This window comes from Streptomyces rubradiris (assembly GCF_016860525.1).
Classification (GTDB): Bacteria; Actinomycetota; Actinomycetes; order Streptomycetales; family Streptomycetaceae; genus Streptomyces; species Streptomyces rubradiris.
On sequence record NZ_BNEA01000015.1, the window covers coordinates 2382810 to 2405392 of the forward strand.

The 22583-nt window shown below is 72.0% G+C and carries 21 protein-coding genes; 5 read left to right on the forward strand and 16 right to left on the reverse strand.

Translation table 11 applies throughout. From position 1 onward, the window contains the following. Positions 1 to 14: 14 nt before the first annotated feature. The 3 genes from Srubr_RS23600 to Srubr_RS23610 all read right to left on the reverse strand — a co-directional run bounded on the left by Srubr_RS23600 (position 15) and on the right by Srubr_RS23610 (position 3334). Positions 15 to 503: a hypothetical protein gene (locus tag Srubr_RS23600; RefSeq protein WP_189997585.1), complete on the reverse strand. Its 489-nt coding sequence runs from the start codon at positions 501 to 503 to the stop codon at positions 15 to 17. 35 nt (positions 504 to 538) lie between these two features. Beyond that, on the reverse strand, positions 539 to 1732 hold the full coding sequence (locus tag Srubr_RS23605) for a polyamine ABC transporter substrate-binding protein (RefSeq protein ID WP_229926837.1): 1194 nt from the start codon (positions 1730 to 1732) through the stop codon (positions 539 to 541). A gap of 162 nt (positions 1733 to 1894) precedes the next feature. After that, positions 1895 to 3334, reverse strand: coding sequence for a gamma-aminobutyraldehyde dehydrogenase (locus Srubr_RS23610; RefSeq protein ID WP_189997586.1), 1440 nt, complete (start codon positions 3332 to 3334; stop codon positions 1895 to 1897). Between the two features lie 170 nt (positions 3335 to 3504). Between Srubr_RS23610 and Srubr_RS23615 the strand changes: the two genes are divergently transcribed. From Srubr_RS23615 to Srubr_RS23630, 4 genes are all read left to right on the forward strand, one after another. Beyond that, positions 3505 to 4026 (forward strand): Lrp/AsnC family transcriptional regulator, encoded by a 522-nt coding sequence (locus Srubr_RS23615; protein WP_030785039.1) that lies wholly within the window; start codon positions 3505 to 3507, stop codon positions 4024 to 4026. A gap of 19 nt (positions 4027 to 4045) precedes the next feature. Continuing rightward, positions 4046 to 5410, forward strand: coding sequence for an aspartate aminotransferase family protein (locus tag Srubr_RS23620; protein ID WP_189997587.1), 1365 nt, complete (start codon positions 4046 to 4048; stop codon positions 5408 to 5410). 190 nt (positions 5411 to 5600) lie between these two features. Next, a complete protein-coding gene (locus tag Srubr_RS23625; RefSeq protein WP_189997588.1) occupies positions 5601 to 6341 on the forward strand; it encodes an ABC transporter ATP-binding protein in 741 nt (246 codons plus the stop codon). Next, on the forward strand, positions 6323 to 7699 hold the full coding sequence (locus Srubr_RS23630; protein WP_189997589.1) for a hypothetical protein: 1377 nt from the start codon (positions 6323 to 6325) through the stop codon (positions 7697 to 7699). The genes Srubr_RS23625 and Srubr_RS23630 overlap by 19 nt, the downstream gene beginning before the upstream one ends. Before the next feature lie 75 nt (positions 7700 to 7774). Here the strand turns inward: Srubr_RS23630 and Srubr_RS23635 are convergent, their stop codons facing one another. The 11 genes from Srubr_RS23635 to rpsB form a co-directional block, all read right to left on the reverse strand. Next, on the reverse strand, positions 7775 to 8572 hold the full coding sequence (locus tag Srubr_RS23635; protein ID WP_189997590.1) for a maleylpyruvate isomerase family mycothiol-dependent enzyme: 798 nt from the start codon (positions 8570 to 8572) through the stop codon (positions 7775 to 7777). Positions 8573 to 8594: 22 nt separating this feature from the next. Continuing rightward, positions 8595 to 9614, reverse strand: a complete 1020-nt coding sequence (locus Srubr_RS23640; RefSeq protein ID WP_189997591.1) for an ABC transporter ATP-binding protein — start codon at positions 9612 to 9614, stop codon at positions 8595 to 8597. Then, complete coding sequence (locus tag Srubr_RS23645; RefSeq protein WP_189997656.1) at positions 9615 to 11216, reverse strand: ABC transporter permease; 1602 nt, start codon at positions 11214 to 11216, stop codon at positions 9615 to 9617. It lies immediately after the preceding gene. Positions 11217 to 11263: 47 nt separating this feature from the next. After that, positions 11264 to 12337 carry a thiamine ABC transporter substrate-binding protein gene (locus Srubr_RS23650; protein WP_189997592.1) on the reverse strand — a complete coding sequence of 358 codons (1074 nt, stop codon included), beginning with the start codon at positions 12335 to 12337 and terminating at the stop codon, positions 11264 to 11266. 214 nt (positions 12338 to 12551) lie between these two features. Then, positions 12552 to 13658 carry a dual-specificity RNA methyltransferase RlmN gene (gene rlmN, locus Srubr_RS23655; RefSeq protein ID WP_189997593.1) on the reverse strand — a complete coding sequence of 369 codons (1107 nt, stop codon included), beginning with the start codon at positions 13656 to 13658 and terminating at the stop codon, positions 12552 to 12554. Positions 13659 to 13707: 49 nt separating this feature from the next. After that, positions 13708 to 14880 (reverse strand): cytochrome P450, encoded by a 1173-nt coding sequence (locus Srubr_RS23660; protein WP_308439927.1) that lies wholly within the window; start codon positions 14878 to 14880, stop codon positions 13708 to 13710. Positions 14881 to 15286: 406 nt separating this feature from the next. Next, the gene (locus tag Srubr_RS23665) at positions 15287 to 16426 is read right to left on the reverse strand and encodes a phosphatidate cytidylyltransferase (protein ID WP_189997595.1); all 1140 of its coding nucleotides are present in this window, start codon (positions 16424 to 16426) and stop codon (positions 15287 to 15289) included. Continuing rightward, positions 16426 to 16983, reverse strand: a complete 558-nt coding sequence (gene frr / locus Srubr_RS23670; protein ID WP_030785071.1) for a ribosome recycling factor — start codon at positions 16981 to 16983, stop codon at positions 16426 to 16428. The genes Srubr_RS23665 and frr overlap by 1 nt, the downstream gene beginning before the upstream one ends. 175 nt (positions 16984 to 17158) lie before the next feature. Continuing rightward, a complete protein-coding gene (pyrH, locus tag Srubr_RS23675) occupies positions 17159 to 17917 on the reverse strand; it encodes a UMP kinase (RefSeq protein ID WP_030785074.1) in 759 nt (252 codons plus the stop codon). Between the two features lie 217 nt (positions 17918 to 18134). Continuing rightward, complete coding sequence (gene tsf, locus Srubr_RS23680) at positions 18135 to 18971, reverse strand: translation elongation factor Ts (protein WP_189997596.1); 837 nt, start codon at positions 18969 to 18971, stop codon at positions 18135 to 18137. 165 nt (positions 18972 to 19136) lie between these two features. Continuing rightward, complete coding sequence (gene rpsB / locus Srubr_RS23685) at positions 19137 to 20009, reverse strand: 30S ribosomal protein S2 (RefSeq protein WP_189997597.1); 873 nt, start codon at positions 20007 to 20009, stop codon at positions 19137 to 19139. Positions 20010 to 20284: 275 nt separating this feature from the next. On the opposite strand from rpsB, the gene Srubr_RS23690 reads away from it, so the two are divergent. Beyond that, positions 20285 to 20845 (forward strand): M23 family metallopeptidase, encoded by a 561-nt coding sequence (locus tag Srubr_RS23690; protein WP_189997598.1) that lies wholly within the window; start codon positions 20285 to 20287, stop codon positions 20843 to 20845. Between the two features lie 43 nt (positions 20846 to 20888). On the opposite strand, the gene Srubr_RS23695 is transcribed toward Srubr_RS23690, so the two are convergent. Both Srubr_RS23695 and whiG read right to left on the reverse strand, forming a co-directional pair. Continuing rightward, positions 20889 to 21446 carry a TetR/AcrR family transcriptional regulator gene (locus Srubr_RS23695; protein ID WP_189997657.1) on the reverse strand — a complete coding sequence of 186 codons (558 nt, stop codon included), beginning with the start codon at positions 21444 to 21446 and terminating at the stop codon, positions 20889 to 20891. A 63-nt stretch (positions 21447 to 21509) separates the two neighbouring features. Beyond that, positions 21510 to 22352 carry an RNA polymerase sigma factor WhiG gene (gene whiG, locus Srubr_RS23700; protein WP_030785101.1) on the reverse strand — a complete coding sequence of 281 codons (843 nt, stop codon included), beginning with the start codon at positions 22350 to 22352 and terminating at the stop codon, positions 21510 to 21512. Positions 22353 to 22583 lie beyond the last annotated feature (231 nt).

The following is a 22583-nucleotide window of genomic DNA, read 5'->3' on the forward strand; positions in this document are numbered from 1 at the left end:
GCGGTCGCGGTGCGTCAGGCGAAGGCGTTGAAGAGGACTCCGCCCAGCGTGGTGAGGTGGTAGAGGCGGATGCCGCGCCACTCGTCCCGGGTCAGTGCCGAGGTGTCCACCGCGGACAGCGGTGTGGTGAGCCGCTCGCGGTCGAGCACCGTGAGTCCCGCGTCGGTGAAGGCGCGGGCCCATGGGGGCGGTGCGAGGAACTCCTCGTCGTACCAGTTCCGGCGCTGTGAGGCGAACGCGATCCACGGGTGGTGGGCGTGGCACAGGACGACGGTCTCGCCCGCGCGGTCGAGGACGGACGCGGTGTGGAAGGTGCGGGGATAGGTCCGTTCCTCCACCTCGCCCACCGTGCCCCCGGCGACCCGGGCGGCCTCGTAGAGGGCGGTGCGGAACGTCCGCGGGTCCGTCTCGGGGAGCGGGCCGGCATCGTCCGGACCGAGGAAACCCGTGGCGCCGCGCGGGAAATCCTCGGCCGTGTCACCCCGGTGCGTGTCCTTGGCCATGGGTTCATCCTGCCCCGCGCGCCGGGGCCGGCGGCTCACAGGCCCACGATGCCGTTCCACCGCCGGGTGAACTCCGGGCGTTGTGCGGAGGTGATGTCGCGGGCGACGGCCAGGCGTTCGCGCATCACGGGGTCCGGGAAGATCAGGGGGTTGTCGGCGAGGGCCGCGGTGTCCTTGTCCGGGTCGGCGGCCAGCACCTCGCGGGCGGCCGGGACCGGGCAGACGTAGTTGACCCAGGCGGCGAGCTTCGCGGCGACCTCCGGCTGGTAGTAGTAGTCGATCAGCCGCTCGGCGTTGGCCTTGTGCCGGGCCCGGTTGGGGATCATCAGCGAGTCCGACCACAGCTCGGCGCCCTCCTCGGGGACGACGAAGCGGATGTCGGGGTTGTCCGCCTGGAGCTGGATGACATCGCCGGAGTACGCCTGGCAGGCCAGCACGTCCCCGCTGACCAGGTCCTTGGTGTAGTCGTTGCCGGTGAAGCGGCGGATCTGGCCCCGGTGCACCTCTCGCTCGATCCGGTCGCACATCCGGTGGAAGTCGTCCGCGCTCCAGCGGGTGATGTCCACGCCGTCGCCCTGCATGAGCAGCGCGAACGCCTCGTCCAAACCGGACAGCAGGGTCACCCGGCCCTTGAGGTCCGGCGCCCAGAGGTCCTTCACGTGCCGGATGTCCCGGCCGAGCTTGCGCCGGTTGTAGGCGATGCCGGTGATCCCGGACTGCCACGGCACGGTGAACCGGCGGCCCTCGTCGAAGGCGGGCGAGCGCAGCAGCGGGTCCAGGTTGCGCGCCACGTTCGGCTGGCGGGCGCGGTCCATCTCCTGGACCCAGCCCAGCCGGACGTACCGGGCGCACATCCAGTCGCTGATGACGATCAGGTCCCGGCCGGTGGGCTGGTGGTTCATCAGCGAGGGACTGATCTTGCCGAAGAACTCGTCGTTGTCGTTGATCTCCTCCACATAGTCGACGGAGATCCCGGTGCGCTTACCGAACCCCTCCAGGGTGGGCCGCCGGTTCGGGTTGTCGTCGTCGGTGTCGATGTACAGCGGCCAGTTGGCCCAGGTCAGCCTCTTGTCGGCAGCCGACGCGTCGGGCGCGGAGCGGTCCGCGGGCTTGACGTACGCGGCGGGCACCCCGCACCCGGACAGCGCACCGAGCGCGGCGGTGGCGCCGAGGGCGGCGAGCAGGGAACGGCGGGACGGCGCGGACACGGGAGAGGAAGTCTGGAGCACCCCGGAAGCATGCCGTTTCGTCGCCCGGAGCGACAATCGACGCTGCGTCGAGCGGTCCGGCGCCTGTCCGACACCTTGTCGATCAGGTCCCGGCCGAAGAACAGGGCACGGCCCCGGACAGGATGGTGGGCCCGTCCGGGGCCGTGCCGCCGTTCGCGGTGCTTACGCGTCCAGGGACGTCATCACGTGCTTGATGCGCGTGTAGTCCTCGAAGCCGTACGCGGACAGATCCTTGCCGTAGCCGGACTTCTTGAAGCCGCCGTGGGGCATCTCGGCGACCAGCGGGATGTGGGTGTTGATCCACACGCAGCCGAAGTCGAGCCGCTTGGACATGCGCATCGCGCGGGCGTGGTCCTTGGTCCACACCGAGGACGCGAGGGCGTACTGGACGCCGTTGGCGTACTCGACGGCCTGGTCCTCGTCGGTGAAGGACTGGACGGTGATGACCGGGCCGAAGACCTCGTTCTGGACGATCTCGTCGTCCTGCTTGAGGCCGGAGACGACGGTCGGGGCGTAGAAGTAGCCCTTGTTGCCGACCCGCTGGCCGCCCGCCTCGACCTTGGCGTGGGCCGGGAGGCGGTCGATGAAGCCGGAGACCTGCTTGAGCTGGTTGGGGTTGTTCAGCGGGCCGTACAGGACGTCCTCGTCGTCCGGCTGCCCGGTCTTGGTCTCGGTCGCGGCCTTGGCGAGCGCGGCCACGAACTCGTCGTGGATGGACTCGTGGACGAGGACGCGGGTCGCGGCCGTACAGTCCTGGCCGGCGTTGAAGAAGCCGGCCATGGAGATGTCCTCGGCGGCCTTGGCGATGTCGGTGTCCTCGAAGACCACGACCGGGGCCTTGCCGCCCAGCTCCAGGTGGACCCGCTTGAGGTCCTTGGAGGCGGACTCGGCGACGGACATGCCGGCGCGCACGGAGCCGGTGATGGAGGCCATCGCGGGGGTCTCGTGCTCGACCATCATCCGGCCGGTGTCGCGGTCGCCGCAGATGACGTTGAAGACGCCCTTGGGCAGGACGGAGCCCATGATCTCGGCCATCAGGACCGTGGAGGCGGGGGTGGTGTCCGAGGGCTTCAGCACGACCGTGTTGCCCGCCGCGATGGCCGGGGCGAACTTCCACACGGCCATCATCATCGGGTAGTTCCACGGCGCGACCTGCGCGCAGACGCCGACCGGCTCGCGGCGGATGATGGAGGTCATCCCCTCCATGTACTCGCCGGCCGAGCGGCCCTCCAGCATCCGGGCCGCGCCCGCGAAGAAGCGGATCTGGTCGACCATCGGCGGGATCTCCTCGGAGCGGGTCAGCCCGATGGGCTTGCCCGTGTTCTCCACCTCGGCCGCGATCAGTTCCTCGGCGCGTTCCTCGAACGCGTCGGCGATCTTCAGGAGGGCCTTCTGCCGCTCGGCGGGGGTGGTGTCGCGCCAGGCCGGGAAGGCGCGGGCGGCGGCCTCCATGGCGGCGTCGACGTCCGCCTGCCCGGACAGCGGCGCGGTCGCGTACGCCTCGCCCGTCGCGGGGTTGACCACCTCGGTGGTCCGTCCGTCGGCGGCGTCCCGGAACTCACCGTCGATGTAGTTGCGCAGACGACGCAGCTCGGTGCTCACTGCCGGCCTCCTGATCTGGTTCTGGCTGTCCAATCGCTGAGACACCCACCCTAATCGCCACACCCACGTTTTCAACACCCCCACCGCCACTCGATCTGCGAAATCCGCAAGGTCTAGTCTCTCAAACAACGGATTTCATCGATTGGGGCTTGCAAAACTGTCGAGACCTGGTGCACAGTGAGGTCGTGGCCAGTCGAAGCGCAGACCAGAGGGACTCGTCCCGCGAGTCCAGGAACGGCAACAGTCCCCAGCTGGACGCCGTCTCCCTCGCCATCATCCAGCAGCTCCAGGAGGACGGCCGCCGGCCGTACGCCGCGATCGGCAAGGCCGTCGGCCTGTCCGAGGCGGCCGTGCGCCAGCGCGTGCAGAAGCTGCTGGACCAGGGCGTGATGCAGATCGTCGCCGTCACGGACCCGCTGACCGTGGGCTTCCGCCGGCAGGCGATGGTCGGGATCAACGTCGAGGGCGATGTCGAGTCGATCGCGGACGCGCTGACTGACATGTCGGAAGTCGAGTACGTGGTGATGACCGCGGGCTCGTTCGACATCCTCGCCGAGATCGTCTGCGAGGACGACGACCACCTGCTGGACGTCATCAACAAACGCATCCGGGCCCTGCCCGGGGTGCGCTCCACCGAGAGCTTCGTCTACCTGAAGCTCAAGAAGCAGACCTACATGTGGGGAACCCGATAACCGTGAGGACCCGATAACCGTGAGCACCAAGGACCTCAGCCGCACCGCGTACGACCACCTGTGGATGCACTTCACCCGCATGTCCTCGTACGAGAACTCCCCCGTCCCGACCATCGTCCGGGGTGAGGGCACCTACATCTACGACGACAAGGGCAAGCGCTACCTCGACGGTCTCGCGGGTCTGTTCGTGGTCCAGGCCGGTCACGGCCGCACGGAACTCGCCGAGACCGCCGCCAAGCAGGCGCAGGAGCTGGCCTTCTTCCCGGTGTGGTCCTACGCCCACCCGAAGGCCGTCGAGCTGGCCGAGCGTCTGGCCAACGAAGCCCCCGGCGACCTGAACAAGGTCTTCTTCACCACCGGCGGCGGCGAGGCCGTCGAGACCGCCTGGAAGCTCGCCAAGCAGTACTTCAAGCTGGTCGGCAAGCCCACCAAGCACAAGGTCATCTCCCGCGCGGTCGCCTACCACGGCACCCCGCAGGGCGCCCTGTCCATCACCGGCCTGCCGGGCCTGAAGGCCCCCTTCGAGCCGCTGGTGCCGGGCGCGCACAAGGTGCCGAACACCAACATCTACCGCGCGCCGCTGTTCGGCGACGACCCGGTCGCCTTCGGCCGCTGGGCCGCCGACCAGATCGAGCAGCAGATCCTCTTCGAGGGCCCGGACACCGTCGCCGCGGTCTTCCTGGAGCCGGTGCAGAACGCCGGCGGCTGCTTCCCGCCGCCCCCCGGCTACTTCCAGCGCGTGCGCGAGATCTGCGACAAGTACGACGTCCTGCTCGTGTCGGACGAGGTCATCTGCGCCTTCGGCCGCCTCGGCACGACGTTCGCCTGCGACAAGTTCGGCTACGTCCCGGACATGATCACCTGCGCCAAGGGCATGACCTCGGGCTACTCCCCGATCGGCGCCTGCATCATCTCCGACCGCCTCGCCGAGCCGTTCTACAAGGGCGACAACACCTTCCTGCACGGCTACACCTTCGGCGGCCACCCGGTCTCCGCCGCGGTGGGCCTGGCCAACCTCGACCTGTTCGAGCGGGAGAACCTCAACCAGCACGTGCTGGACAACGAGGGCGCCTTCCTGCAGACCCTGCAGAAGCTGCACGACCTGCCGATCGTCGGCGACGTCCGCGGCAACGGCTTCTTCTACGGCATCGAGCTGGTGAAGGACAAGAACACCAAGGAGTCCTTCAACGAGGAGGAGACCGAGCGCGTCCTGTACGGCTTCCTCTCCAAGGCGCTGTTCGACAACGGCCTGTACTGCCGTGCCGACGACCGCGGCGACCCGGTCATCCAGCTCGCCCCGCCGCTGATCTCCACCCAGGAGACCTTCGACGAGATCGAGCAGATCCTGCGGGCCACCCTCACGGAGGCGTGGACCAAGCTCTGATCATCCGACCGGATGACCGAGCCGGCCCCGGTGCCCGTCCGTTCGAGTGAGAACGGCGGCCCGGGGCCGCGTGCTGTCCGGGCTCCCGTCCGGGACCTGCCTAGCGTGCCAGTGACCGATCGGCCCAGCCTTCGTTCCCCCGTATGGGGGAACAGGCACGGGAAAACGGATCAGAACCGAGGTGTACGCCATGGAGGCACCGCCGGACAACGACGTGCTCTGGGCACGCTCCCTCCACTTCACGCACCGCGACGGCTCCCCCGGCCTGGCCGGGATCTCGCTCGGCGTGCGCCAGGGCGAGATCGTCGCCGTCAGCGGACCGCGCGGCAGCGGCAAGACCACCCTGCTGCGCTGTCTGTCCGGCCTGGTGCCGGTGTGCTCCGGCGAGGTCTGGTTCAACAGCTCCCCCCTGCACACCCTCGGCCCCGCCGCCCGCGAGCGGCTGCGCCGGGAACGCTTCGGCTGGATCGACCCCGAGCCGGTCCTCGTCCCCGAGCTGAACGTCTGGGAGAACGCCGCCCTTCCGCTGATGCTGCGCGGTGCCGGCCGCCGCCGGGCCAAGGTCTGCGCGCTGGAGTGGCTGGAGCGCCTGGACGTCGGCGACAAGGCCCGCTGCCGCCCGCGCGCGCTGCGGCACGCCGAGCGCCAGCGCGTCGCCATCGCCCGCGCGCTCGCCCCCGGCCCCGAGGTGCTGTTCGCCGACGAGCCGACCGCGCCCCTGCACCACGCCGACCGCACCCATGTGCTGCGCACCCTGGCCACGGCCGCCCGCTCGCACGGCATCACGGTCGTCCTCGCCACCCAGGACCCCGACACCGCCGCCCTCGCCGACCGCACGGTGGCCCTGCTGGACGGGCGCCGGGTGCACACCGTGCACCTGCCGGACGTCCCCGACGCGGAAGGCCGGGCCGCGTGCTCGCTCTCCGCCTGACCCGCGCCGCCCGGCCCGCCGTCCAGCTGCGCCGCCTGCTGGTGGCCGCGGCCTCGGCGGGCACCGGCCTGCTGCTGCTGTCCAGCCTCGGTCGCGCCGTGGCCCACCCGGAGGCCGCCGGCGCCGCCGCGCTGCGCCTGGCCTGGTGCGCGGCGCCGCTCGCCGCCACGGTGTACCTGGCGCTCGCGGTGGCCCGCACCGACCCCGGCACCCGGCCGCGCCCCGGCCTGTCCGCCCTGGGGCTCGGCCCGGCCCGGCTCATGGCCGTCTCGGCGCTGACGACGGCCCTGTCCTGCTCCCTGGGCTCGCTGCTGGCCCTGCTGTTCTTCCTGCACCTGCGCGGCGACCTCACCGGCCTGCCGTTCGACGGCGCGGCGGCCGGCCTCCTGGCCGCCGGGCACCCCCTCCCGGTCCCGGCGGCCGTGACCCTGCTGACCCTGCTCCCGGTCACGGCGACGGCGGCGGTGGCAGTGGCGCTCCGGCCGCGCGACCCCCTCCCACCGGCCCGGGCCGCGCGGCGGTTCGGCCGGTTCGGTGCCCTGGGCGGCCCGGCCGGACGGGAGACGTTCGGGGCGTACGGCAGGTTCGGGACCCGGCTCCCCTCGGCACCCGGCTCCGGCCAGGGCGTGACGGCCGGGGACGGGCGTACCGCTACGGACGGAGACGGGCGCACCGCGGCAGCCGGGGACGGGCGTACCGCGACGGCCGCCCTCCTGGAGGCGGACGGCGACCGTCCGGCGCCGGACGACGTGCCGGAGCCGCCGGTCCCGGACCCCGAAGCCGGGTCCCCCGCCGGTCTGCCCTGGGGCATCGCCCTCGTCACCGCCGGGCTGGCCGCGCAGGCCTACGCCGGCCGGTCCGCCCCCGCCCTCGCCGTCCTCCTCGGCTGGCTCCTCACCGGCTCCGGCCTGGTGCTGGCCGGTCCCGGTCTCACCCACCTGTGCGGCAGGCTCCTCCAGGCCGGGCGGCCGGGCGCGCTGCGGCTGCTGGCCGGCCGGGGCCTGATGGCGGAGGCCGCCCGGATCGGCCGTCCCCTCGGAGTGGTCTGCGCGGTGGCGTCCGCCGGGTGTGCCCTGGCCGCGCTGACCGCGCTGTCCGGCGGCCCGGCCCCGGCCCGCGGGCCGCTGTCCGCCCTCGGCGCGCTCGTCGTCGGCGGCTCCACGCTCGCCACGCTGCTCACCGCGGCCGTGGAGGCCCGCCAGTACCGCGCGGGCACCACCGCCGCGCTGCTCCGCCTGGGCGCGCGCCCCGCCCTGCTGCGCGGGGCCGCCGCGCTGCGCGCCGCCGCCCTGCCGGCCCTGTTCGGCCCGCTCGTCCTGGCGATCGCCGCGCTGTCGGCCCTGCCGCTGAGCCGCTGACCACCGCGTCTGCGGGCCCGGACATCAGGGTTCGGGGGCGCGGTCCGGACCGGCATGCGCGGCTGGGCCCCGGCCTCAGCCGAACGTGGCCCGCTCCAGCCAGAACTCCAGCAACTCCCGGTCGCCCAGCACCTCCAGGCCGGGGCCGTCCAGCGGCAGCCGGCGGTAGAAGGCGAGCAGCACGGAGGTGAGCGGGCCGCGCAGGGCGACCGTGGCCTTCTCGTGCCCGCGCCGCCAGCGCACACCGTCCGGGCCCAGCTCGATCAGCCATTCGGCGTTCAGGGCCGGGTCGGCGTCGGTGGCGTGCAGATGGAGGGAGCGGCTGGGCCCGCGCAGCTCGCGCGTCCGCTCGTCGGCCGCGTTGCGCTGCACCCACCGCACCACCTCCAGCCACTCGTCCAGCGCGTCCGCCGCGATGTCCGGCGCGACCTCGTAGGGCAGTCCGGCGGCGAGCGTGGCGTCGGCGCGGTGCACGGTGATCTCGTGCGTCACCCGGCGGGCCCAGAAACCGACGGTCCGCGCCCAGGCCCAGGTCCACACCTCGGTGTCCGGGCCGGCCTCGCGCAGCGCGCCGACGACCCGCTCCCCGGCGTCCGCGAGCCAGGCGTCCAGCGCCGCCGCGTCCCCGCGCCGCTCCGGCCCGCCGAACAGCGGGACCCGCTCGTCCGGGATGTTCTCCCGCGCCCGGGCGCGCACCAGGGCGTCCACCCAGCGCAGGGCGCCGCCCACGTGCCGCAGCAGGTCCTCCAGCGACCAGTCGGGGCAGGTCGGCACGGTCGCCGACAGGTCGGCGCCGGAGGTCACCACGGCCCTCAACCGGCCGACCTGGTCGGCTATTTCGTCGCAGTAGCGGTCATGAGTGAGTTCGGGCATGGCCTCACCCTATGGCGGACGATCAGTCCAGTACGACGATTTCCGCCGCGTCGAACTCCACGCCGACCGGGGCGCCGGGCTCGGGCGCGTCCCGCAGCGCGCAGGCCGCCTCCAGCCGCGGGCCGTCCGCCGGCTGGAGGTGGACGGCCACGTGGGAGCCCTTGAACGTGCGGGCGGTCACCGTGCAGGACAAACCCTGGTCGGCGGGGACCAGCCGGACCCCGGCCGGGCGGACCAGGACCGTACGGCTGCCCTGCGCCGAGCCGTCGGGCACCGGCAGTTTGCCCCAGGGGCTGTCGGCGGCCGTGCCCGCGACGGTCGCCGGGACCACGTTCTCGAAGCCGAGGAAGCGGGCCACGAACGCGTCGGCGGGCCGCTGCCACACCTCGACGGGCGTCCCGGACTGCGCGATCCGCCCGTCCCGCATCACCACCACCCGGTCGGCCAGCGCGAACGCCTCGCCCTGGTCGTGGGTCACGGCGAGCACGGTCGTGCCCAGCCGGCCGAACAGCTCCCGCAGTTCCACCACGAGGCGTTCGCGCAGCGAGCGGTCCAGCTGGCCGAGCGGCTCGTCCAGCATCAGCAGCCGGGGCCGGGGGGCGAGCGCCCGGGCAAGGGCCACACGCTGCTGCTCCCCGCCGGACAGGGCGGCCACGGCCCGCCGGGCGGCCCCCGGCAGACCGACCAGGTCCAGCAACCGGCCCACCTCGGCGTCCCGTTCGCGCCGGGCGACGCCGTGCATGCGCAGCCCGAAGGCCACGTTGGCGCCGACGTCCCGCTGCGGGAAGAGCTGGTGGTCCTGGAACATCAGGCCGACGTCACGCCGGTGCGCGGGCACCCCGTTCTGGTCCCGGCCGTCGAGCGACACCCGCCCGGAGTCCAGGGGTTGCAGTCCGGCGACCACCCGCAGCAGGGTCGACTTCCCGCTGCCGCTGGGCCCGAGCACGCACACCACCTCGTGCTCGGCGACCTCCAGGCCGACCCGGTCCAGGACGGCCCGCCCGCCGAAGCGCACGGTCGCGGCATCCAGGCTCAGCAGCATCTAGAACTCCCCCGTCCGGTCGGTGCGCAGCCGCTCCAGGACGAGCAGCGCGACGGCGCACACCACCATCAGAATGGTCGAAAGGGCCATCGCCTGGCCGTAGTTGAGATCGCCGGGGCGGCCGAGCAGCCGGGCCACGGCGACCGGCAGCGTGGGGTTGTCGGGCCGGGCGATGAACACGGTCGCCCCGAACTCGCCGAGCGACACGGCGAACGCGAAGCCGGCCGCGACCAGCAGCGCCCGCCGCACCAGCGGCAGGTCCACCTCCCGCCACACCCGCCAGGGCGAGGCCCCGAGCACGGCGGCGGCCTCCCTGAGGCGTCCGTCCACCGCGCGCAGCACGGGCAGCATGGTGCGGACGACGAAAGGGGCGCCGACGAGGGCCTGGGCGAGCGGCACCAGGATCCAGGACTGGCGCAGGTTCAGCGGCGGTTCGTCGAGGGCGATCAGGAAGCCGAAGCCGACGGTGACGGCGGACACGCCGAGCGGCAGCATCAGCAGCGCGTCGAAGCCCCGTACCAGCCGTCCGGCGTCCCGGCGGGCCAGCGCGGCGGCGGCGAGGCCGCCGATCACCACGGCGATGACGGTGGCGGCGACGGCGTACTGGAGCGAGGTCCACACCGCCTGCACGGGCGCCACCAGGAACGTACCGCCGTCCGCGTCGGTCAGCGCCCGGTAGTAGCCGAAGCCGGGGGCGTCGAGGGAGCGGCTAACGAGGACGCCGAGCGGCAGCACCAGCAGCAGGGCGACGGTGGCGAGGACGGCGGCGAGCAGCGCCCACTGTCCGGCCCCGCGCGGCCGGCGGGCGGTGACGGAGGCGTCGACCAGGCGCAGCGCGGTCTCCCGCCGCCGTACCGTCCAGGCGTGCACGGCGAGGATCGCGCCGACGGCGGCGAACTGGACGAGGGTGAGGACGGCGGCCGTGCCCAGGTCGAAGGTCTCGGAGGTCTGCCGGTAGATCTCCACCTCGATGGTGGAGAAGGTGGGGCCGCCGAGGATCTGGACCACGCCGAAGGAGGTGAAGGTGAACAGGAAGACCATCAGGGCGGCGGCGGCCACGGCGGGCCCGAGCGCCGGCAGGGTGACCCGGCGCCAGGCCGTGAACGGCGAGGCGCCCAGCATCCGCGCGGCCTCCTCCTGCCGGGGGTCGAGCTGGGCCCACAGCCCGCCGACGGTGCGGACGACGACCGCGTAGTTGAAGAAGACGTGGGCGAGCAGGATCGCCCACACCGTGGTGTCCAGCCGTACCCCCCACAGCTCGTCCAGCAGGCCGCCCCGCCCCACCAGGGCCAGGAAGGCGCTGCCGGCGACGACGGTCGGCAGCACGAACGGCACCGTGACGACGGCCCGCAGCACGTGTCTGCCGGGGAAGTCCAGGCGGGCGAAGACGTAGGCGGCGGGCAGGGCGAGCAGCAGGGTGAGCGCGGTGGAGGCGAGCGCCTGCCAGGTGGTGAACCACAGCACGTGCCGGATGTCGGGGCGGGTGACGACGTCCGCGATCCGCCCGAGGTGCCAGGCGCCGTCCGTCTTCAGCCCGCGGGTGACGATCGCGGCGACGGGCCAGGCGAAGAACAGTGCGAAGAACGCGACGGGCAGGGCCATCAGCCCGAGCCGCGCCGCGCTCCCGCGCCGGCCGCGCGCCTTGGCGGTCACTTCAGTACGAGCGACGTCCACGCGGAGACCCACTGGTCGCGGTTGGCGGCGATCTTGTCGGGGGCCAGGGTCTCGGGGTGCTCGGCGGCCGGACCGTACTCGGTGAAGTCGGCGGGCACGGCGGCCCCCTCCACGACCGGGTACACGAACATGCTCAGCGGCATGTCCTGCTGGAACTCCCGGGTGAGCAGGAAGTCGAGGAGCGCCTTGCCGCCCTCGGGGTTCTTCGCGTTGCTCAGCAGCCCGGCGTACTCGGTCTGCCGGAAGCAGGTGCCGTGCGCCACCCCGGTCGGGGCGGTGGCGGGCCGCTTCTTGGCGTAGATGACCTCGGCGGGCGGGGAGGAGGCGTACGACACCACCAGCGGCCGGTCGCCGCCGGCCTTCTTGCCCTCCGAGGAGCCGGAGAACTCCTGGTAGTAGGCCTGCTCCCAGCCGTCGACGACCTTGACGCCGTTGGCCTTGAGCTTCTTCCAGTACTCCGGCCAGCCCTGGTCGCCGAACTCCGCGGCGCTGCCGAGCAGGAAGCCGAGGCCCGGCGAGGAGGTGGCCGCGTTCTCGGTGACGAGGAGGTTCTTGTACGCGGGCTTGGCGAGGTCGGCGAAGGTCCGCGGCGGGGTCAGCTTGTGCGCGCTGAACCAGGCCTTGTCGTAGTTGACGCAGACGTCGCCGGTGTCGACGGGGATGACGCGGTGCTTGTCCTGGTCGACGCGGTTCTCCGGCCGGACGGAACCGGCGCCCTTCGGTTCGTAGGGCTGGAACAGTCCGTTGTCCAGGGCGCGGGAGAGCAGGGTGTTGTCGACGCCGAAGAAGACGTCGCCCTGCGGGTTGTCCTTGGTCAGGATCGCCTTGTTGACGGCCTGCCCGGCGTCGCCGTCCTTGAGGACCCGGAGCTTGTACCCGGAGCGCTTCTCGAAGTCCTTGACGACGCTCTTGGAGACGTTCCACGAGTCGTGGCTGACGAGGGTGACGGTCTTGGGGTCCGAGGACGCCCCGGAGTCCGTCGCACCGCACGCGGACAGCGCGAGCAGGCCGAGCCCCGCCGCCACGGCCACGAGGGTCTTGTTGTGCACTGGATGTCCTCCTGGGGGTTGGCCAGGAAGAGACGCGGCCCCGCCCGGAGCGCCGCGCGGGCGGCCCGGGCAGGGCGCAACAGCTTGAGTGATGACCGAACTTCCTACCCAGAATGACCTGGGCGAGGTTCAGAGGGTCTGCGGCCCGGTTGCCGCACTCTCAGCGCTGTGGCGCTCCCCTGTCGGAATATGAAGATATGTGGACCTGGTCAGATTACCGCTCGGTGGCGGCGAGCTGACCACAGGCTCCGTCGATCTCCTGACCACGGGTGTCCCGGATGGTGACGGCCACACCATGGGCGGCGATGGCCTCCACGAACGCCTTCTCGTCCTCCGGCCGGGACGCCGTCCACTTCGAGCCCGGCGTGGGGTTCAGCGGGATGAGGTTGACGTGCACGGGCTTGCCCTTGAGCAGCCGCCCGAGCCGGTCGCCGCGCCACGCCTGGTCGTTGATGTCCCGGATCAGCGCGTACTCGATGGACAGCCGGCGGCCCGACTTCTCGGTGTACTCGAAGCCCGCGTCCAGCACCTCGCGCACCTTCCACCGCGTGTTCACGGGGACGAGGGTGTCGCGCAGCTCGTCGTCGGGGGCGTGCAGGGAGATCGCCAGCCGGCACTTGAAGCCCTCGTCGGCGAACCGGTGGATGGCCGGCACCAGACCGACGGTGGAGACGGTGATGCCGCGCTGGGAGAGCCCGAGCCCGTCCGGGGCGGGGTCGGTCAGCGCCCGGATGGCCCCGACGACCCGGTTGTAGTTGGCGAGCGGCTCGCCCATCCCCATGAAGACGATGTTGGACAGCCGCGCGGGCCCCCCGGGCACCTCGCCGTCGCGCAGCGCCCGCATGCCGTCCACGATCTGGTGGACGATCTCCGCGGTGGACAGGTTCCGGTCCAGCCCCGCCTGCCCGGTCGCGCAGAACGGGCAGTTCATGCCGCAGCCGGCCTGCGAGCTGATGCACATGGTCACCCGGTCCGGGTAGCGCATCAGCACCGACTCGACCAGCGTGCCGTCGAACAGCCGCCACAGCGTCTTGCGGGTGGCGCCCTCGTCGGTGGACAGGTGGCGGACGACGGTCATCAGCTCCGGGAACAGCGCTTCCCGGAGCTTGGCGCGCGAACCGGCGGGGATGTCGGTCCACTGCTCCGGGTCGTGCGCGTACCGCGCGAAGTAGTGCTGCGAGAGCTGCTTGGCACGGAACGGCTTCTCACCGATCCCGGCCACCGCTTCCTTGCGCTCGGCGGGCGTGAGGTCGGCGAGATGCCGCGGCGGCTTCTTGGCTCCGCGCGGCGCGACGAAAGTGAGTTCTCCGGGCTTGGGCATGGTGCATCCAGTGTCGCAGATCCATTGGAGTGGCCCGGAGAGCCCGTCCTCACCAGGTCACCGGCAGGATCCTCGGGCCGCGGATCAGGCCCCGGCGCTGGAACTCGACCTCCTCGGGAGGTACGGCCAGCCGGAGGGCGGGGAAGCGGGCGAGGACGGCGCCGATCATGACCTCGGCCTCCATGCGGGCCATCACGGCGGCCAGACAGTGGTGCGGGCCGTGGCCGAAGGCCAGGTGGGCGAGGTGGTCCCGGTCGAAGTCGAGGGCGTCCGGGCCGGGGAACACGCGGGGATCGCGGTTGGCGGCCAGGTAGGCGTTGTAGACCACGTCACCGGCGCGGATCAGCCGGCCGCCGACCTCGACGTCCTCGGTGGCGATCCGGGGGATGCCGACGCCGTTGCGGTGCGGGACGTAGCGGAACAGCTCCTCCACGGCCCGGGGCAGCAGCTCCGGCTCGCGGCGCAGCCGGTCCAGGTGCGCGGGGTGGGTGAGCAGCGCGTACATCATCGAGCCGCTGTTGTTGCGGACCGCGTGGCCGCCGCTGACCTGGACGGCGATCGCGAGGGAGATTGCCTCGTCGTCGGTGATCTCCCCCTCGGCGGCGGCCCGCGCCAGCACCCCGGCCAGGTCCTCGCGCGGTTCCTCGCGGCGGCGCCGGAGCAGTGCGGCGATCCGTTCCCGGGTCTCCCGCGCCGCCTGTCGGGCGCGCTCCTCGGACTCCGCGCCCGCCGACAGCAGGGCCTCGCCGGTCGCTGCCCAGTCCTGCCGGTCCTCCTCGGCCACGCCGAGGAAGTCGCGGAGCACGGCGAGCGGGAACGGGCCGTGCAGGTGCTCCATGAGGTCGGCCGGGGCGCCGGCGCGGGCCATCCCGTCGAGCAGTTCGGCGGCCCTGCGCTCGGCGAGCGGACGCAGCCGCCGCATGCTCCGCCCGGTGAACGCGCGGGCGACGACCCGGCGCAACCGGGTGTGCCGGGGCGGGTCGACGTACTGCAGGCCGGCCGTCTGCGAGGCGACCGGCACCGGGCGCATGGTGGTGACCTCGCGACCGACGACCCGCGCCCGGGAGAAGCGCGGGTCGGAGGTGACGAAGCGGACGTCCTCGTACCGGGTGACCAGCCAGGCCCAGCCCTGGCCGTACGGGAGCCTGATCCGGGTCACCGGCTCGTCGCGCAGCAACTCGTCCAGCAGCGGATCGGGGTCGAGCGCGGGCAGATCGTCCACGGGCCAGAACCGCACGGGCGGGGCGGGGGCGGGCGGCTCAGGGGCAGCGGGGGACAGAGGCACGGACGTGGCGGAGGACGCCGAACCGGACGAGGGGCACGTGGAGACGGAGGCCGGGCACACGGACGTGTGGGCCGGGCACACGGACGCGGAGGCGGGGGCGGGGTCGAGGGGCATCGGGCACACTCCCTGCTGCGGCGCCGGGCGGCGGCGCGACCGCCGTCCTGTGAGGAGTCTGCCGGGCCCGGCACCGGGCCGCCGTTCCTGCTGCGGCATCCGGGTACGGACCGACGGCGGCCCCGGTGGGCCAGGGACTCGCGGCTACGCCGACGGCCCCCGCCCTGCTGCGACACAGGACGGGGGCCGGGAAGCCGTACCGCTCACGCGGAGCGGGCGAAGAGCGGAGTCACGCCGAACCGACGAAGATCACCAGGAGCAGCCACACCACCGGGGCCGTGGGCAGCAGCGAGTCCAGGCGGTCCATGATGCCTCCGTGACCGGGGAGCAAGGTGCCCATGTCCTTGATGCCCAGGTCGCGCTTGATCATGGATTCGCCGAGGTCGCCCAGCGTGGCGCTGGCCGCGACCGCCAGACCCAGCAGCAGGCCCTGCCACCAGGCTCCGCCGTCGATCAGGAACTGCATGCACAGCGCGCCCGCCACCATCGCGAACAGCACCGCGCCCAGCAGGCCCTCGCGGGTCTTGCCGGGGCTGATGCGCGGGGCGAGCTTGTGCTTGCCGAAGCGCCAGCCGACCGCGTAGGCGCCGGTGTCGCTGACCACCGTCAGCAGCAGGAAGGTCAGCACCCGCCAGGGACCGTCGTCGGCGGCGAGCATCAGCGCGACGAACGTGGCCAGGAAGGGCACGTAGAACGCGGCGAAGACACCGGCCGTGACGTCCTTGAGGTAGCCCTCCGGCCGTTCCGTCATGCGCCAGACCAGCGTGGCCAGGGCGGTGAGGGCCATGGCCACCCACGCGCCCTCGGCACCGCGCACATAACCGGCGACGACCATGGCCGCGCCGCCCACCGCGAGCGGCACGAGCGGCGCCCTGATCTCCTTGCGCTCCTTGAGCCTGCTGGTCAGCTCCCACAGCCCGACCACGACGGCGATCGCTATCACGCCGACGAAGACGGCCTTGACGACGAACAGGGACGCGACGATCACCACACCGAGACCGACGCCGACCCCTATGGCCGCGCTCAGGTCCCGGCCCGCGCTCTTCTTCTGCGGCGCCGGTGCCGGCGGCGGCTGCGGGACGTCGGACATGGGCTCCGGGTTCTGGGTCTCGGCCGGGAGCTCCCGGGCCTGGAACGTCTCGTCTCGGAACAGGGGGCCGCTCAGCCGAGCGGCCCCCCGGTCGTCGTCCTGGTCTCCGCCGTACGCGGGGCCGTCGGGCACGATGGGCATGGGGCGAGTCTGCTGCGCCTCAGGCGCATCGTACGTGGGACCCGCCGGGGCAGCCTCCTGGAGGGGCCCACCCACGGTGGACCCCCAGTGGCCGGTCTGCCCCGCCGGTGGCGGCGCCCCCCAGGAAGAGTCGCTCATCAGACTTCGAGCAGCTCCGCTTCCTTGTGCTTCAGGAGCTCGTCCACCTGGGCGACGTACTTCGCCGTCAGGTCGTCGAGGTCCTTCTCCGCACGGCGGCCCTCGTCCTCACCGATCTCGCCGTCCTTGACGAGCTTGTCGATGGCGTCCTTGGCCTTGCGGCGCACCGAGCGGATGGAGACCTTCGCGTCCTCGCCCTTGCCCTTGGCGACCTTGATGTACTCGCGGCGGCGCTCCTCGGTCAGCTCGGGGAACACCACCCGGATGATGTTGCCGTCGTTGCTGGGGTTGACGCCCAGGTCGGAGTCGCGGATCGCCTGCTCGATGTTGCGCAGCGCGCTCTTGTCGAACGGGGTCACGACCGCCATGCGCGGCTCCGGCACGGAGAACGAGGCCAGCTGGTTGATCGGCGTCGGGGCACCGTAGTAGTCGGCCACGATCTTGTTGAACATCGCCGGGTGCGCACGGCCGGTGCGGATCGCGGCGAAGTCCTCCTTGGCGACCACGACGGCCTTCTCCATCTTCTCCTCGGCTTCGAGGAGGGTCTCTTCGATCACCACTTGCTCCTGCGTGTCTTGAGTAAGGCCCGGCTGCGGTTCCTGGGTCGGTCGGCGGCCGGCTGCGTCGCGTCTTCTTCCTGCACGGTTCCCGACCGGCAGGACATTGTCCATCCCCCGGCCGGGGTCCGGTCCCCTCACAGGGCCGCACATCACCGGCCGGGTTGATCCCGGGTCAGTCCCGGCTGCCCTGGTCCCCCACCAGCGTGCCGATCTTCTCACCCTTGACCGCGCGGGCGATATTGCCCTCCGCGAGAAGCTCGAAGACGAGGATCGGGAGCCTGTTGTCACGGCACAGCGTGATGGCGGTGGCGTCGGCGACCTTCAGATCCCGGGTGATGACCTCGCCGTAGCCGAGCGCGTCGAACTTGACGGCGTCGGGGTTGGTCTTGGGGTCGGAGTCGTAGACCCCGTCCACGCCGTTCTTGCCCATGAGCAGCGCCTCGGCGTCGATCTCCAGGGCGCGCTGGGCGGCGGTGGTGTCGGTGGAGAAGTAGGGCATGCCCATACCGGCGCCGAAGATGACCACGCGGCCCTTCTCCAGGTGGCGCACGGCGCGCAGCGGGATGTACGGCTCGGCGACCTGGCCCATGGTGATGGCGGTCTGCACGCGGGACTGGATGCCCTCCTTCTCCAGGAAGTCCTGGAGGGCGAGGCAGTTCATCACGGTGCCGAGCATGCCCATGTAGTCGGAGCGGGCGCGGTCCATGCCGCGCTGCTGGAGTTCGGCGCCGCGGAAGAAGTTGCCGCCGCCGATGACGACCGCGATCTGGGCACCGTCGCGCACGACGGCCGCGATCTCACGGGCGATCTTGTGCACCACGTCCGGGTCGACGCCCAGGCCCCCGCCGCCGGAGAAGGCCTCTCCGGACAGCTTCAGCAGAAACCGGCCGCGTACTTTGCCGTCGTCGCTCTTCTGGGCCTTGGTGGTCATGGGGGATCCCGCCTCTTTCACGTGTTGCACATACGAAGAAGGCCATTGCCGATGGGGTCGCTTTTCGCTCCCATACGCGGCAATGGCCTCCTCGTCAGATCTGCTGCCGTCCGCCGCACGCCGGGGTGTGGCGATGAGGACGGACGACTGCGGTCGACCCTATCGGGATTTCCTCACGGAATTCCGCCGGGGGCCGCGCGTCGATCGCGGTACGGACTCAGATGCCGACCTTGATGCGCGAGAAGCGCTTCAGGGTGACACCGGCCTCGTCCAGAACCTTCTGGACCGACTTCTTGTTGTCCAGCGCGTACGGCTGGCCGAGCAGCGTGGCGTCCTTGAAGAAGCCGTTCAGGCGACCCTCGACGATCTTGGCGATCGCGGCCTCGGGCTTGCCCTCGGCGCGGGTGGTCTCCTCGGCGATGCGGCGCTCGGACTCGACGACGTCCGCCGGCACGTCCTCCTTGGCCAGGTACTTCGGCGCGAAGGCGGCGATGTGCTGCGCGACGCCCTTGGCGACCTCGGCGTTCGGCTTGTCGAACTCGACCAGGACACCGATCTGCGGGGGCAGGTCGGGCATGGTGCGGTGCATGTAGGCGGAGACGTAGCCGTCGGAGAACTGCGCGAAGCGGTCCAGGACGATCTTCTCGCCGAGGTTGGCGTTGGCCTCGTCCACGAACGCCTGGACGGTCTTGCCGGGCTCGATCTCGGAGGCCAGCAGGGCCTCGATGTCGGCCGGGTTCGTCTTGGCGACGTGCTCGGCGATGGCCTTGGCCACGGCCTGGAACTTCTCGCCCTTGGCGACGAAGTCCGTCTCGCACTTCAGCTCGACCAGGACACCGGAGGAGTTGTCGTCGGCGATGATGGAGACCACGGCGCCGTTCTCGGCGGAGCGGCCCTCGCGCTTGGCGACGCCCTTCTGGCCCTTGATGCGCAGCGCCTCGACGGCCTTCTCGACGTTGCCCTCGGCCTCGTCCAGCGCCTTCTTGCAGTCCATCATGCCGGCGCCGGTCAGCTCACGGAGCTTCTTGACGTCGGCGGCGGTGTAGTTCGCCATGAGTCTGTGAGTCTTTCTCGAAGTCTGGTTTAGATCCGCACGGTCGCGACCCACATTCAGTCGCGGCCCGCGTACGTCGTGCTGACCTACGGGTGAACAGCGGGGGCGGTTTTCAACGCGCCGGAAGCGCTACCGTCCCCGCTGTCGAACGCTGACGGACCGGCGTCAGGCCTGCTCGCCCTCGGCGGCCGGAGCCTCGGCGGCGGGGGCCTCCGCGGCGGGAGCCTCGGCGGCGGCGTCGGCGGCCGGAGCCTCCTCGGCCTTCTTCTCACCCTCCAGCAGGTCGCGCTCCCACTCGGCGAGCGGCTCGCCCGCGGCCTTCTCGCCCTTCTCACCGGCGGCCACGCCGGAACGGGCGATGAGGCCCTCGGCGACGGCGTCGGCGATCACACGGGTGAGCAGGGTGACGGAGCGGATCGCGTCGTCGTTGCCCGGGATCTTGTAGTCGACCTCGTCGGGGTCGCAGTTGGTGTCGAGGATCGCGACGACCGGGATGTTCAGCTTCCGGGCCTCACCAACGGCGATGTGCTCCTTCTTGGTGTCCACGATCCAGACGGCGCTGGGCACCTTCTGCATCTCGCGGATACCGCCGAGGGTCTTCTCCAGCTTGGCCTTCTCGCGGGAGAGGACCAGCAGCTCCTTCTTGGTCAGACCGGAGGCCGCGACGTCCTCGAAGTCGATCTGCTCCAGCTCCTTGAGGCGCTGCAGACGCTTGTAGACGGTCGAGAAGTTGGTGAGCATGCCGCCCAGCCAGCGCTGGTTGACGTAGGGCATGCCGACGCGGGTGGCCTGCTCGGCGATGGCCTCCTGCGCCTGCTTCTTCGTGCCGACGAACATGACCGTGCCGCCGTGGGCGACGGTCTCCTTGACGAACTCGTAGGCGCGGTCGATGTACGACAGCGACTGGAGCAGGTCGATGATGTAGATGCCGTTGCGCTCGGTGAAGATGAAGCGCTTCATCTTCGGGTTCCAGCGACGGGTCTGGTGACCGAAGTGGACGCCGCTCTCCAGCAGCTCCCGCATCGTGACGACGGCCATGGCCGTTTCTCCTTGGTGTTCTCGGTTGTGCCGCGTCCGCCGGACGGCGGTCGCGCCTGACGCCCGCGACGCGCCGTGCCGCGAAGGACCGAGGGGGCGCTTGGTAGGAACCGTTGCCGGCCGCCGTACCGGGGCGTGCGAAGTCGACCCGGTGACCCGGATCGCCAGAAGAAGTGTACGGGACCGACGGAGCACCGGGTGACGGCACTGTCCACAACCGGCGAGTAGTCCACAGGCTCCGGCCGCGAGCGGCGGGGTGCGGGACGGTGTACGGCATGCGCTACGTGACGTTGTGGACGGCCCTGCCGCTGGTGCTGGCGGCGGCCCTGCTCACCCCGCCGGCCTGGGCCGGCGCCCCGCCCCCGACCCCGCCGTCGGCCCCCCGGCCCCGGGTTCCGGCCCTGGCCCGCGCCTGGCCGCTCGGCACCCGTCCCCCGGTGCTGCGCGGCTGGCAGCCGCCGCCGACGGACTACGGCTCCGGGCACCGGGGAGTGGACCTGGCGGCCCCGCCGGGCTCGCCCGTGCGCGCGGTGGCCCCCGCCCGGGTGCTGTTCGCGGGCCGGGTGGCGGGCCGGGGCGTGGTCTCGCTGGAGCTGCGGGGAACGCGGCTGCGGACGACGTACGAGCCGGTACGGGCCTCGGTGGGCGTGGGCGACGAGGTGGGCGCCGGCGAGGTGGTCGGGACGCTGGAGGCGGGCGCCCACTGCGGCCCGGCACCCTGTGTCCACTGGGGCCTGCTGCGGGGCGGGACCTACCTGGACCCGCTGTCACTGCTGCCCCCGTGGCTGCTGAACGGGGGACCGTCGAGGCTGCTGCCCGTCCCGTCGGCCGCCTAGCGGACCTGTGCGGCCCCCGCGCGGCCGACCGGCCCGGCCGGGGTCACCCCTTGACGCCCCGCAGGGCCATGTTCACGGCCGCCTCCGTCACCACCGCGGGGTCCTCGGCGGCGCCCAGCTCGATGCGCCGCACGGCCGCGTCCACCACGCCCTGCACCAGCATCGCCGCCAGCCGGGGCTGCTCGTGCCCCAGCTCCCCGAGCGCCTCGACGATCATCGCGATCAGGCCCCCGTGGGCCGCCCGGATCTTCTCCCGCGCCCCGGCGTCCAGTTCGCTCGCGGAGATGGCCACCACGGCCCGGTGCCGCCGGTCGCCGACCAGCGCGAGCTGCCGGCGCACATACGCCTCGACCTTGCCCGCGGCCGAGTCGGCCCGCTCCATCGCCGCCTCGACCTCCGCCGCCCACACCGGGAAGTCGACCGCGCACAGCTCCTCGACCACCGCGGCCCGGGAGCGGAAGTACTCGTACACGGACGACCGCGCCAGCCCCGTCCGCTCGGCCAGCGCGGGAAAGGTCAGCGCCTCCGTCCCGCCCTCGGACAGCAGGGTCCGCGCCGCGTCCAGCAGGGCGGCACGCTGCATCGACCGGTGTTCGGCCACGGAGGCCGCTCGAATCCTTGGCACGCCGACCACTTTACGGACCCGCCCCGGCGAACGGGAGGCTCAGCGGCCGAAGGCGGCCAGCTTGGCCCGCAACTGGAGCACGGACTTGGTGTGGATCTGGCTGACCCGGCTCTCGGTGACGCCGAGGACATTGCCGATCTCGGCGAGGGTGAGCCCCTCGTAGTAGTAGAGGGTGACGACGGTCTTCTCCCGCTCGGGCAGGGTGTTGATCGCCCGGGCCAGGAAGCGCCGCAGCTCCCGGTCCTCGGCCACCTCCACCGGGTTGTCGGCGGCGGTGTCCTCCAGCGTGTCCATCAGGCTGAGCCGGTCCCCGCCCTCGCCGCCGACGTGCAGCAGCTCCTCCAGGGCGACCACGTTGGCCAGCGACAGCTGACTGAACACGGCGTGCAGCTCGTCGACCTCCATGCCCAGCTCGGCGGCGACCTCACCCTCCGTCGGCGTCCGCCGCAGCCGCGCCTCCAAGGTGGCGTAGGCGCGCTCGACGTTGCGCGCCTTCTGCCTCACCGAGCGGGGGATCCAGTCCAGCGCCCGCAGCTCGTCGATCATGGCGCCGCGGATCCGGGTGATCGCGTACGTCTCGAACTTGATCTCCCGGTCGATGTCGAACTTCTCGATCGCGTCGATCAGCCCGAACACCCCCGAGGAGACGAAGTCGGCCTGCTCCACATTGGGCGGCAGTCCGACGCTGACCCGGCCCGCCACGTACTTGACCAGCGGCGAGTAGTGCAGGATCAGCTGCTCCCGCAGCCGGTCGTCCCCCGTCGCCTTGTACGACCGCCACAGCTCGTCGAGCGTCGAGGGTGCGGGCGGTCGGGCGCTGCCACCGTCGCGGGCGGCTGGGGGGATCGCCGCCCGGTCGGACCCGGAGGTGTGCTGGGGCATTCGTCGCCTTGTGCCGTTCTGCCGTGAAGTGCCGTGATGTGCCGTGAAGTGGGAGCAAGTGGGGTCGGTGCGGAGAAGGGGGCTGACTGGGTGAGGTGTCGGTCTGATGTCGGGTTGACGCGGTCTGCGTCGCTCCTTCGTGAGCGTAGCGTGACTGCGGAGTCGCGGTGTGCGAACAAGACGGCTCCACCCGTGCGCGGGGGCTCACGCCGGGCGTATGACCGCGGGCCA